Here is a 12,570-nt window from a genome sequence, read left to right as displayed (position 1 = left end):
GTGGTAAACCTGAGCTTTCTTTCGAATCTGGCGGTGAGGGAGGGATTCGAACCCTCGATACGTTTTCACGTATACACACTTTCCAGGCGTGCTCCTTCAGCCTCTCGGACACCTCACCATCTTTTTTTCGTTCCAGCAACTTTGTTTAACTTCATCGCTGCAACGGGGCGCTACTATAGGGAAAAGCATTACAAGCGTCAATACTCTTCTGATATTTTTCTTTGGTTTTTTGATTGCTTAGCTAAATAAGAGTCAATTCGGTGAATTGGTATCCACTTAATGTTAATGCCACTGAAATAAACAGATACAAGCCCTTCGATAAGAAAAAAATGAATTCGTTAACTACTTAACATTCTCAAAATTTTCGTAATGATGATTAATAAAGGGACTTGCAACCTACACTTAATCATCAGATAACCTTGTATGAAAATGTAAGATGAGGATAAATAGTCATGGAGATTATCTTTTACCACCCCTTTTCTGATGCTGCTCAGTGGATTCAAGGTATGCAGCAACGACTGCCCAATATCCATATCCGTCAATGGAAACGCGGCGATAATAAGCATGCGGATTATGCAATGGTTTGGGCGCCTCCCTATGAGATGTTGGCTAATCGCTCCGGATTGAAGGGGATTTTTACTTTAGGAGCAGGAGTAGAGGCCATTTTGAAGCAGGAGCAACAGAGACTTGGGATGTTACCCGCCGGTGTGCCGTTGATGAGACTCGAAGATGCTGGTATGGGGCTGCAAATGCAGGAGTATGCGGTAGCAATGGTTTTACATTATTTGCGGCGCATGGATGAATATAAGCTGCAACAAGGGCAGAGGATGTGGAAACAACTCGAACCTCATGATCGTAAAGATTTTGTCGTGGGCGTGTTGGGCGCCGGTGTTCTGGGTCGCAGTGTTGCAGAGACGTTAGTTGAGCTTGGTTTTACTGTGCGTTGTTGGAGTCGCACTCTAAAGCAGATTAATAATGTAGTTGGTTTTCATGGTGAAGATCAGTTGGGCGATTTTCTCTCCGGTAGTAAGGTGCTTATTAATTTGCTGCCCGATACGCCAAAAACCCGTGGTATTTTGAATTTATCGCTATTTAGCCAGCTAAAACCAAAGTCATATCTGATTAATATCGCACGAGGCGCCCATTTAGTAGAACATGATCTGTTGGTGGCGATTGATAAAGGTTATATCGCTGGGGCTTCATTGGATGTGTTTGTTGAGGAACCATTACCAGAGATGCATCCATTCTGGACTCACCCCCGTATAGCGGTGACGCCACATATTGCGGCTATTACTATTCCCGATATTGCTATGGATGCGATTAGTGAAAATATTCGACGGATTGAAAAAGGAGAATTACCAACCGGTATTGTGGATATGAAACTAGGATATTAATAACGTCTCTTTACAGTTGGGGCGGCTATTGGAGACAATAACGGTAAAATTGCTATTTATTTGGAAACTGAGATGAATGAATTTTCAATAGTCTGCCGTATTTTAGGGACTTTATTTAATCGCCAACCGCAAGACCCGATTCTGAAACCACTTTTGACGGTGATTGTAGAAGGTAAATTGAAGCAATCATGGCCATTGGAGCAAGATGCGTTGTTGGATCGCCTGCAACAAAACTGTGATTTATCAGCGATGCAAGCTGATTATATGGCGCTGTTTTATGGCGATAATGCTAGTGTACCAGGCCGCCGTTTTGACTATACCGGGGAGAGTGAAAACGATATTCGTCAATTTCTGATTGAACGAGGAATGCCATTGTCAGATGGGCCAGTCGATCAGTTCGGCTCTCTGTTATTAGCTGCTTCATGGCTGGAGGATCAAGCAGCAGAAGATGAGGTTCAAGGGCAAATTGTATTGTTTGATGAGTATCTTCTGCCGTGGTGTGGGCAATTTTTGGGTAAAGTGGAAGCCCATGCAACAACTGGTTTCTACCGGACATTAGCCGTGATTACCCGCGAAGCGTTACAGGCGTTAAGAGAAGAGTTAGATTCTTAATTTTAAAATGATAAAAAGGCAAATAATTTCGAATTATTTGCCTTTTTGCTATATCTTGATGAAAATTATTTATCGGTCAGTGTGATAAATAATTTGCCAGGTTTCACTTCTAACCTTTCTGCTAATGTTTTAGCGGCGGCTTCAGCTTTGCTGTGTTCCGGTTTTAATACATAAACCGGGTGAGTATCAAAGAAAGAGTTAAGTGATTTATTTAGATAAGGAACTAATGCGTTAATTGGTTTTTCCATTTTTTCCGGTGTGATTTGGTAATCAACGATTTCCAATTCTTTCAGGAAAATAGCCTCTTTTTCTTGTTCGAAAACAGGTTGTGCTTTCAGGGTGAGTTTCATTTCAGCCTTAGCTGGGCCAAGCAGGGAGGTAATAGTTACGTTTGCACGGCCAGTTAACGCTATTTTATTTGGTTCTGGCCGGCCAATTTGGCTGGATAATTCTGTCAATTCAATATCGGCGTTGGCAATACCATGTAATTCAATCTGTTTCTGGTAATGAATGTGTTTTGCCAGATAACTATTAATTAACTCTTCGCTAATACTGACACCTTTGAACTGATCGCAACCACTGATTAGCCCCGCTAACAACAATGCTGCCCCCAAGAAAAATTTTCTCATATCGACTCCTTTATTTTGGAGGGCAGATATTACCTTATTAATTGCCACTCAGCATGGCAGATTCAATTTTACGTTGGTTAAATTGACGGTGCAGGGCATACAGCGTGATAAAACCAATAATCCCAAGCAGGAACCAAGGCAATTGCGGCATATGCAGCGCATGGCCGGTATCATATAACCAACCGCCGCCGGTATAACCCAATGCGCCGCCCAATGCCAGCCCAAGACGGCTGAATCCCATATAACTGCCGCGCGCCCGCGGATCAGATAGTGAAGCGCTTAATGTTTCACGGGCAGGTTCAGCTGTGATTGTACCCAGATAGAACAGGCAAATAAGTCCAAATAAGGTATTTATTTCACCAATCAAACCGACTGGGAACATACTTAGACTCATCAGGAAAAGCCCGGCCATTAGACGCTGTTCTAGCCGGAAGCGTTTTTCACTCCAACGGGCGATCGGATACAGTAAAGTGAGCGATAGGGTTGCTTCAATCGCGTACATCCATTTTACCGCAGCGGGTGTTCCGGCGATTTCATTGACGATAATCGGAAACATCAACATCACTTGGACAGATAGCATAAAGTAGCCGGTCAACGTCAATACATAGGTGAAGAAGCGGCGATCTTTAATAACGCGTTCCATCCCTTCCCAGATGGGAGTGCGGGTAGTAGAAATTCGGTAGGCAGGGAGGAATAATGCATTCCAGATGGCTGCCAGAACGAAAACACCGGCACCTGTCCAACAGACAAGTTGGAAATCGTATTGCAGCAGCCAGCTACCAATCAGTGCGCCGATAACCGCACCGGCGCTGTCCTGCATCAACAGCAGAGAGAAGAAACGGCCGCGCTCGTGCGGTCGGGTTAGTTTGATGACCAGTGCAGTCCGGGGAGGATCAAATAAGGTGCCCCCCAGTGCGGATAATATGCAGGCAAGCCACAGTATCCACGGTTCGGTGGCTAAGGCGATTAAAGCAAAACCAAGAGCGCGTAATAGCATGCCGGCGACGATCATCGGCTTCGCGCCGAAACGGTCTGCAATTGCGCCGCCGAAAATGCCTAAGCCCTGTTGTACAAACTGGCGTAAACCAAGCGCAAAACCAACAACCAGCGCGGCCCAACCTAGTTGCTCAACAAAATGTATTGATATTAAAGGAAATACGACGAAGAAACCCAGAACGACTAGCAAGTTATCGAATAACAGGAAGTACTTACCCAGGCTACGTGCTTGTGAAACCAGTGACATTGCTCACCATTGGAGTAGTAAGAAGAGAGGACAATAATAGTTCCTTTGTATTCTGTACTTAATTTGATCATTAGGATAGTGAGTTATGGATAATATTTTTTTATTGTAAAAGTAATGACTGGAAGCTGTTTTTTACAGATAAATAGCTTAAATTTTTAACGGATAAATTAATATAGTTAGGGAGAAATAATGTTTGGTTATCGTTCCACTTTACCGAAAGTTCGTCTGATAACGGAACGAATGGTGGTGCGTTTGGTATACGAGCGGGATGCTTATCGTTTGGCTGAGTACTATTCAGAAAATCACGAGTTTCTTAAACCTTGGGAGCCGACCAGAGATAGTAGTCATTGCCAGCCTTCTGGCTGGATAAACCGATTGAATTTAATCATAGAAATGCAAAAACAGAGTGCGGCCTTTCATTTTCTGCTACTTGATCCAAATGAAAATGAAGTTATTGGCGTTGCTAATTTCAGTAATATTCTGCGTGGAGCTTTTCATGCCTGTTATTTGGGATATTCGCTTGGTGAAAAGTGGCAGGGAAAAGGGTTGATGTATGAAGCTTTACAACCCGCTATCCGTTATATGCAACGTCAACAGGGGATGCATCGGGTTATGGCTAATTATATGCCGGATAACCATCGTAGTGGGAAATTGTTGGAGCGATTGGGTTTTGAGCGTGAAGGCTATGCCAAGAAATACCTGATGATTAATGGAGTCTGGCAAGATCATGTATTAACCGCATTGACAGATGAAAAATGGGGTGGAAAAAGTTGATTATTAAGCTGTACTGTCACCAAATAAAGTAAAGCAAGTGAGTAATGATGAATTAAATCACCGTTGAAAATCTGCTTTCCCCACACCTTATTTTTGACCCTTTTTTAAGGACTGATTTTAATTTATTGATTTTTAATGAAATATTATTTCTCTTAAAAAAAGGGTTTTTTCATTGTTTTATTAAAATATGCTTTAACTGTCAGCAGGTTAAAGTTAATATGTAACAGTTCACTGCCGTACAGGCAGCTTAGAAAAGATGAAAAATGGCGCCATCGGCGTTTCAATAGTTCACTGCCGTACAGGCAGCTTAGAAATGCGGGCTAAGCAGCAACTAGCAATTTCCACCGTTCACTGCCGTACAGGCAGCTTAGAAATAGTAGAACTTAATTTTATCAATTATACTTGAGTGCACTGCCGTACAGGCAGCTTAGAAATCAAGATGTGATTTTAGAAAAGTCTGATGGAAGTTCACTGCCGTACAGGCAGCTTTATATTAACGGAGGCAACCATGAGTCATACCCGTTACGAAACTGATGTGGTCGCTTGGGCGAATGAGCAAGCAGCATTATTGCGTGCAGGTAAATTCTCTGAGATCGATATATTTAATATTGCCGAGGAAATTGAGGACGTGGGCAAGAGTGAAAAACGTGAACTAGCAAGTCGCATGGCAGTTTTGTTGTCCCATCTTTTAAAATGGCAATATCAGCCTGAGCGTCGTGGTTCAAGTTGGCAAAGAACTATCAAGGAACAGAGAAAAGCATTGGCATTGCATATAAAAGAGACACCCAGCTTGAAAAGCACAATTGCTGATGAAAACTGGTTTGCGAAAGTTTGGGCTGATGCAGTTTCTTCCGCTGTCGATGAAACAGGACTGGATATGTTTCCAGACGAATGTGTCTGGAATATAAATCAGATCTTTTCTCAAGAGTTCTATCCTGAATAAACTTCAATAAGTTGACTTATTCGGCGCATTGACTTCGGTTGGTGCGCTTTTTAAAGTGGCTATTCGAGCTTTTTGTAGTAAGGCTAGTTGCAAGGTGCTACTAGAGAGAATTCTGAATCTGTAACGTTATCAGTTAAGACAAGCGCCAAATTTTGCTTTTTCTTATGGTAAATAACAGTTAAGAGATTATTGTTTTTGGAATTATAATGAGAGGTGGATTTACATAATAAGTGCAATATCGTTACTTCGTAATTAAATATATCCGTATTCCTTTAAATAATTCATTGGATGTTTTATTATTATTTCCTAATTATCATGAAAATAATTTGAATAGTTTCTTTAATCTATAAAAATAGGTATTATTCTGATTGGGTTATTTAATAAATGCCAACTTCGATTTTATATTTTCTGGGTAATAGCAATTGAATTTGAAAAATAGATAAATAAAGAGTGAGTAAAAATAAATATTTATATAATTTGAGTCTTTACATAATTTTGTGTTGAATAATAGTCTATTGATTATAAAGAAATATTATTTCTCCTAAAAAAGCTTTTTTTATTGTTTTATCAATATATGCTTTAACCATCAGTAGGTTAAAGTTAATATCTAACAGTGCGCTGCCGTACAGGCAGCTTAGAAAGCGCTCACTTTTATAGTGTTGATCGGATTATTGTTCACTGCCGTACAGGCAGTTTAGAAATCTGGGTTAAGATTGCATAAACTGGTACTTTTTTGCACTGCTTTACAGGCAGTTCAGAAATCAACTAACATGATTTTGAGATAAATACGATGAATTTATTGAAATCGCTGGCTGCGGTTAGCTCTATGACCATGTTTTCTCGGGTCTTGGGTTTTATCCGCGATGCCATTATTGCCCGCATATTTGGGGCTGGTGTTGCAGCGGACGCCTTTTTTGTTGCATTTAAACTACCTAATTTACTGCGTCGTATTTTTGCAGAAGGGGCCTTTTCTCAGGCATTTGTGCCTATTTTGGCAGAATATAAGAATCAGCAAGGCGATGAAGCCACTCGGACATTTATTGCTTATGTTTCTGGTATGCTGACGTTAATTCTGGCAATTGTTACTGTGTTGGGCGTTTTAGCGGCGCCGTGGGTGATTTATGTTACTGCCCCCGGTTTTACCGATACCGTCGATAAATTTACTCTGACAACAAACCTGTTAAGAATTACTTTCCCCTATATTTTTCTGATATCACTGGCCTCGTTGGTAGGCGCGATATTAAATACCTGGAATCGATTTTCTGTGCCGGCCTTCGCGCCGACTATGCTTAATATCAGCATGATTGTGTTTGCATTATTTGTCGCCCCTTATTGTAATCCGCCAGTGATGGCATTGGGTTGGGCTGTTATCGCTGGAGGGATTTTGCAACTCTTATATCAGCTTCCTCATCTGAAAAAGATTGGCATGCTGGTATTACCGCGTATTTCTTTCCGTGACAGTGGCGTGTGGCTGGTTGTGCGGCAGATGGGACCCGCGATTCTTGGGGTTTCAGTCAGCCAGATTTCATTAATTATTAATACGATTTTCGCCTCATTTCTGGTGTCCGGTTCTGTTTCCTGGATGTATTACGCTGACCGTTTGATGGAATTACCTTCCGGTGTATTGGGGGTTGCGCTTGGAACTATTCTTTTGCCTTCATTGGCGAAAAGTTTTTCCAGCGGAAATCATGAAGAATATATCAAATTAATGGATTGGGGACTTCGGCTCTGTTTTTTATTAGCGCTGCCTTGTGCTGTTGCGTTAGGTATATTGGCGGAACCTTTAACAGTTTCTCTGTTCCAATACGGTAATTTTACTGCCTTTGATGCGGTAATGACCCAAAAAGCGCTGATTGCTTACTGTTTTGGGCTGATGGGGCTAATTATTGTTAAAGTGCTGGCGCCGGGTTTTTATTCTCGTCGCGATATTAAAACTCCAGTGAAAATTGCGATTGCCACTTTGTTCCTGACTCAGTTAATGAATCTTGCCTTTATTGGCCCATTAAAGCATGCCGGGTTAGCGCTTTCTATCGGTCTGGCGTCCTGCTTTAATGCTAGTATGCTTTATTGGCAATTACGTAAGAGAAATATTTTTAAGCCGTTAGCGGGTTGGGGTGTGTTCTTATTTAAATTGGTAGTGGCAATTGCGGTAATGGTTGCTGTATTGGCTGTTGCTTTGTGGTTGATGCCTGCATGGGAGCAGGGGAATATGGCTATGCGCCTATTGCGATTGATGGCGGTGGTTATCGCCGGGGCAGGCAGTTATTTTGCTGCGCTGGTGCTGATGGGTTTTCGGCTAAAAGATTTTGCCCACCGCGGTTTTCAATAAATTCAGGTATTCCAGCAGTTATTCAGATTAGGCGGAGTTTTAATAATTGGAAATTGCTGGGGTACACTTCTTGCTAGAATTGAATACCAGAGATCAAAAGATCTTAACAGGCGTGATAGGGAGGGGGATATCCTTATCACGCCAATTTTTCAAACAAGTAACGATTATCCAGTTACATTCGTTCTACCGTTTCAATACCTAAGGTATTCAGGCCTTGTTTCAATGTCTTAGCGGTCAGGAGCGCCAGTTTCAGGCGGCTTTGACGCAACTCTTCGCTTTCCGCATTGAGGATCTGGCAGTGTTCATAGAAACCAGAGAATAGACCAGCCAAATCATACAGGTAAGCGCACATAATATGTGGCGTGCCTTCACGAGCGACGGTGGTGATAGTCTCTTCAAATTGCAGCAAACGGGTGGCTAATGTTTGTTCACGATCCTCATTTAGGATAACGGGTAGCGTCAAGCTGCTTTCATCGATTTCGGCACGTTTAAAGATGGAGGCAACGCGGGTATAAGCATATTGCATATAAGGCGCGGTATTGCCTTCAAAGGCGAGCATATTATCCCAATCGAAGATGTAATCTGTGGTGCGGCTCTTGGAGAGATCTGCATATTTCACGGCGCCAATACCGACAGCCTCAACCACTTTTTTCAGTTCGTCTTCTGGCATATCCGGGTTCTTTTCACGAATTAGGATATTGGCGCGTTCAATGGCTTCATCCAGTAGATCAGTCAATCTGACCGTACCGCCGGCGCGAGTTTTAAATGGTTTGCCGTCTTTACCCAACATCATGCCGAACATATGGTGTTCCAGTGACACGGATTCGGGTACATAACCTGCTTTACGGACGATAGTCCAGGCTTGCATCAAATGTTGATGTTGACGGGAATCGATGTAATAAAGAACGCGGTTAGCGTGCAGGGTTTCATAGCGATATTTTGCACAGGCGATATCCGTTGTGGTGTAAAGATAACCCCCATCTTTCTTTTGGATAATAACGCCCATCGGTTCACCTTCTTTGTTTTTATACTCATCAAGGTAAACTACGGTTGCGCCGTCGCTTTCTACGGCCAGCCCTTGCTGTTTCAGATCAGCGACAATACCCGGCAGTAGATCGTTGTACAGGCTTTCACCCATTACTGCCTTTTGCGTCAACGTGACATTCAGGCGGTCATAAGTTTGCTGGTTTTGGGCCATCGTAATATCCACCAGCTTGCGCCACATAGTACGGCAATATTCATCACCGCCTTGCAGTTTCACCACATAGCTGCGGGCGCGAATGGCAAACGCTTCATCTTCATCGTAATGTTTTTTTGCTTCGCGATAGAAAGCTTCCAGATCGGACAGTGCCATATCGCTGGCATTTTCGTTTTGTACCTTTTCCAGATAGGCAATGAGCATACCGAACTGGGTTCCCCAGTCACCTACGTGGTTAGCGCGGATAACTTTATGACCGAGGAATTCAAGTGTACGGACGGCGGCATCACCAATAATCGTGGAACGCAGATGACCAACGTGCATCTGTTTTGCGACATTGGGAGCGGAATAATCGATAATGATGGTTTGCGGCTCTACTGGAGCAACGCCTAATTTTTCATCTTTCAATGCAGTTTCGATGTTCGCTGCAATCCACACTTTATCAAGAAAGATGTTGATAAAACCTGGGCCGGCGATTTCAACTTTACTGGCGATACCTTGCAGATCTAGCAGGCTAACAACTTTTTCTGCCAATTGTCGGGGGGGGATACCCACTTTTTTCGCAGCGGCCATCACGCCATTGGCCTGATAATCGCCAAATTGCGCTTTAGCGGATTGGCGGATATGAGCTTCGCTGTCGGTTGTAGCTCCTGCTGCAATCAGCGCCTGGCTGACTTTTTCTGAAAGAATCGCCTGAATATTCACCGGGTTACCTTAAATTACACATATAGAGTAGGGATTATTGTAGCAAATAATACCCTTTACAAAATGATTCATAAGAAAAAACGGCAGGTTTTATACCATATTCAACATATCACACGCCACTTTACTGTTGCTTTGCACCAAGTTGCGAAGATAAAAAGTGCGTTTTTTCACAAAATCATTCGATTACTGACCAAAAACCTCGGCCTTCTCAGGCCGGGGAACCGTCACGGGAGTATGGCAAACGAACGAACAGGAAAACCAGAGGCTTTTTTAGGTTTAGCCACGATATTAAAAATGACTGCGCCACGTGCAGGTACTTGGTCCAAATTAGCCAAAAGTTCTATCTGATAAGTATCTTGCTTTAAGACATAATCTTCGCCCAACAACGCATTATTCTTTCTAAAATCTTTAGCGGAATCAGTATCAAATGTTTCATGCCCAATAGATTTAATATGACGTTCTTCAAATAAAAATTTGAGGGCATCCATTCCCCATCCGGGTATTTGGTTATTGCCACAATCATCTTTATTATCCATTGCTTCCTGAGATGACCAGCGTTTACTCCAATCAGTCCTGAGCGCGACGAAAGTTCCTGCTTCAATGATTCCATGTTCTTCTTCGAATTTAAGAATATCTTCTTTAGAAAGTGAAAAGTTAGGATCTTGCTTTGCTCTTTCTGATTGATCAAGCACGATTAAAGGTAAAACGAGTTCTTTTAATTCCAATTCATCAAGACAACGAGCATTAGGGACAAAATGGCAGGGAGCGTCAATGTGAGTCCCGTATTGGCCGGGAAAAGAAAATTGTTGAACAAAAAAGCCATCTTTATAATCAAACAGTGTTTTAAATTCGGCTGCATTAAGCATAAAAAAGTGTGGAGAATCTTTATCGAAGCTATGCGTCAAATCGACCCATTTTTTTGACTTCAACAAAGTGAGTGCTTGTAAAATGCTATTTGACATAAAAAAACCTCATTTTTGATAATTTATTGATGTTATTTTTACCACTATTACATGATTAATGCTGCAAGATTTGTTGCCGTAAATAGTGATATTCCTCATGTTTTATTCACTTTTATTGTTCCAGTAATGAACATACGACATAAAGGCATAATAGATTTAACGGCGGCGGGACTCGTCGTTTCTGGCGACTAAGGCTTTGTGTTAGAGTCGTCAGGTACGAGTGCATCAGGTAATGCTTATTATAAACGGAAAATTATAAAGAAATAACAGAAAATAAGATGATTGATTTTTACATTGGTTAAAATTAAAAAATTAATATAATAAAAAAATATATATTATACGCTTTTGGGGCATTATTCTTAATGTGATTTATTTTTATCTTATTGTTATCTAATGCTTTTTATTCTAATTGAATTTCATTGATTAAAATTGAAAATCTTTTGCAAATTATTTGTTGAAATTTTTCATAAAAAAGAAATGGATATCGTTTATGATTTAATTAATCCCAAAAAGCTCATCAGCATTGATCTAAAAAGGAACGATTATGCTTTGGAAGAATACTTCTAACCAATTTGGTCATTTATCTGTCCTTCTACACTGGTTGGTTGCATTGGCTGTGTACGGCATGTTTGCGTTAGGATTGTGGATGGTGACATTGGGCTATTACGATACGTGGTATCACAAAGCCCCTGAAATTCATAAAAGCATCGGAATAGTACTGCTGATAGTGATGGTTGTGCGTGTTATCTGGCGTTTTGTTTCTCCACCACCCAAGCCATTAGCCAGTTATAGCCGCTTAATCAGAGTCAGTGCTGTTTTGATGCATATTTTGTTGTATATCTTACTGTTTAGCATTTTGATTAGCGGTTATTTAATTTCGACCGCTGATGGACAGTCAATATCTGTCTTTGACTGGTTTACTGTGCCAGCCACATTAATCGGTCAGGGCGAACAGGCAGATACTGCCGGTATGATTCATCTTTACCTTGCTTGGGCGGTGGTAATTTTATCGCTATTACACGCTGTTGCGGCATTAAAACACCATTTTATTGACCGTGATGCAACCTTAAAACGGATGCTAGGTTTCCGTCCTGAATAATACAAAAGACGATTATGGAGAAGAATATGTTGAAGAAGACATTACTTGGCTTGACAGCAGGTGCACTGTTACTGAATGCAGGTTCGGCATTAGCCGCCAATTATAAAATTGATATACCAGGCCAGCACGCCTTTATTCAATTCCGTATTCAGCATTTGGGATACAGTTGGTTATATGGGACATTTAAAGATTTTGATGGCTCTTTCACATTTGATGAGAAAAACCCGGCTGCGGATAAAGTTGATGTGACGATCAAAATAGCTAGCTTAGATACCAACCACGCTGAACGTGATAAACACCTGCGCGGTAAGGATTTCTTTAATACGGATAAATATCCTGAAGCAAAATTCACTTCAACAGCAGTGAAAAAAGAAGGGAATAAATATGTTGTTACCGGTGATCTGACTTTAAATGGCGTGACAAAACCAGTAGTGCTGAATGCGGAACTACTGGGTGAAGGTAAAGATCCGTGGGGCGGCTACCGTGCCGGTTTCGATGCTTACGGCAAAATCAAACTGAAAGATTTTAATTTCCAAAAAGATTTGGGGCCTAAATCACAGGAAGCGGAATTACTGATCTCTATCGAAGGCGTCCGAGAAAAATAATACGCTGATGACTTAACTCAGTTGTGTAATTTATTAAGGGCTGCGCATTGCGTGGCCTGTTTTTTTGATGCTCTATT

At 41.6% G+C, this 12,570-nt stretch carries 11 protein-coding genes, 1 tRNA gene and 1 CRISPR repeat array; of the genes, 7 read left to right on the top strand and 5 right to left on the bottom strand.

Translation table 11 applies throughout. The features are described 5' to 3' along the window. Positions 1-28 precede the first annotated feature (28 nt). Positions 29-118 (bottom strand) — tRNA-Ser (locus OO184_RS23720). A 334-nt stretch (positions 119-452) separates the two neighbouring features. Here OO184_RS23720 and ghrA point away from each other — a divergent pair. Next, positions 453-1,394, top strand: a complete 942-nt coding sequence (ghrA, locus tag OO184_RS23715; protein WP_265381281.1) for a glyoxylate/hydroxypyruvate reductase GhrA — start codon at positions 453-455, stop codon at positions 1,392-1,394. A gap of 72 nt (positions 1,395-1,466) precedes the next feature. Next, entirely contained in the window at positions 1,467-2,006 is a 540-nt protein-coding gene (locus OO184_RS23710; protein ID WP_265381280.1) for a TorD/DmsD family molecular chaperone, read from the top strand. Positions 2,007-2,071: 65 nt separating this feature from the next. Here the strand turns inward: OO184_RS23710 and OO184_RS23705 are convergent, their stop codons facing one another. Together OO184_RS23705 and mdtH are read right to left on the bottom strand one after the other, a co-directional pair. Beyond that, positions 2,072-2,635: a lipoprotein gene (locus OO184_RS23705; RefSeq protein ID WP_265381279.1), complete on the bottom strand. Its 564-nt coding sequence runs from the start codon at positions 2,633-2,635 to the stop codon at positions 2,072-2,074. A 37-nt stretch (positions 2,636-2,672) separates the two neighbouring features. Next, positions 2,673-3,878 carry a multidrug efflux MFS transporter MdtH gene (gene mdtH / locus OO184_RS23700; protein WP_265381278.1) on the bottom strand — a complete coding sequence of 402 codons (1,206 nt, stop codon included), beginning with the start codon at positions 3,876-3,878 and terminating at the stop codon, positions 2,673-2,675. A gap of 189 nt (positions 3,879-4,067) precedes the next feature. Here mdtH and rimJ point away from each other — a divergent pair, with 189 nt between their 5' ends. The 3 genes from rimJ to murJ all read left to right on the top strand — a co-directional run bounded on the left by rimJ (position 4,068) and on the right by murJ (position 7,924). Further along, positions 4,068-4,652, top strand: a complete 585-nt coding sequence (gene rimJ, locus OO184_RS23695; protein ID WP_265381277.1) for a ribosomal protein S5-alanine N-acetyltransferase — start codon at positions 4,068-4,070, stop codon at positions 4,650-4,652. 229 nt (positions 4,653-4,881) lie between these two features. Next, a CRISPR array of direct repeats spans positions 4,882-5,147; the repeat unit is 26 nt; unit sequence CACTGCCGTACAGGCAGCTTAGAAAT. 13 nt (positions 5,148-5,160) lie between these two features. Then, positions 5,161-5,595, top strand: a complete 435-nt coding sequence (locus OO184_RS23690; protein ID WP_265381276.1) for a DUF29 domain-containing protein — start codon at positions 5,161-5,163, stop codon at positions 5,593-5,595. A 790-nt stretch (positions 5,596-6,385) separates the two neighbouring features. Next, entirely contained in the window at positions 6,386-7,924 is a 1,539-nt protein-coding gene (gene murJ / locus OO184_RS23685; RefSeq protein ID WP_265381275.1) for a murein biosynthesis integral membrane protein MurJ, read from the top strand. A gap of 172 nt (positions 7,925-8,096) precedes the next feature. Here murJ and argS read toward each other — a convergent pair whose 3' ends face one another. Beyond that, on the bottom strand, positions 8,097-9,827 hold the full coding sequence (gene argS / locus OO184_RS23680) for an arginine--tRNA ligase (protein ID WP_265381274.1): 1,731 nt from the start codon (positions 9,825-9,827) through the stop codon (positions 8,097-8,099). A gap of 224 nt (positions 9,828-10,051) precedes the next feature. Next, the gene (locus OO184_RS23675; protein ID WP_265381273.1) at positions 10,052-10,789 is read right to left on the bottom strand and encodes a cyclase family protein; all 738 of its coding nucleotides are present in this window, start codon (positions 10,787-10,789) and stop codon (positions 10,052-10,054) included. A 544-nt stretch (positions 10,790-11,333) separates the two neighbouring features. On the opposite strand from OO184_RS23675, the gene OO184_RS23670 reads away from it, so the two are divergent. Together OO184_RS23670 and OO184_RS23665 are read left to right on the top strand one after the other, a co-directional pair. Then, positions 11,334-11,888 carry a cytochrome b gene (locus OO184_RS23670; RefSeq protein ID WP_265381272.1) on the top strand — a complete coding sequence of 185 codons (555 nt, stop codon included), beginning with the start codon at positions 11,334-11,336 and terminating at the stop codon, positions 11,886-11,888. A 26-nt stretch (positions 11,889-11,914) separates the two neighbouring features. Continuing rightward, positions 11,915-12,493: a YceI family protein gene (locus OO184_RS23665; RefSeq protein WP_265381271.1), complete on the top strand. Its 579-nt coding sequence runs from the start codon at positions 11,915-11,917 to the stop codon at positions 12,491-12,493. Positions 12,494-12,570 lie beyond the last annotated feature (77 nt).

The organism is Photorhabdus aballayi (assembly GCF_026153155.1).
GTDB classification, from domain to species: Bacteria; Pseudomonadota; Gammaproteobacteria; order Enterobacterales; family Enterobacteriaceae; genus Photorhabdus; species Photorhabdus luminescens.
This window is presented reverse-complemented; position numbering and strand designations above follow the sequence as displayed.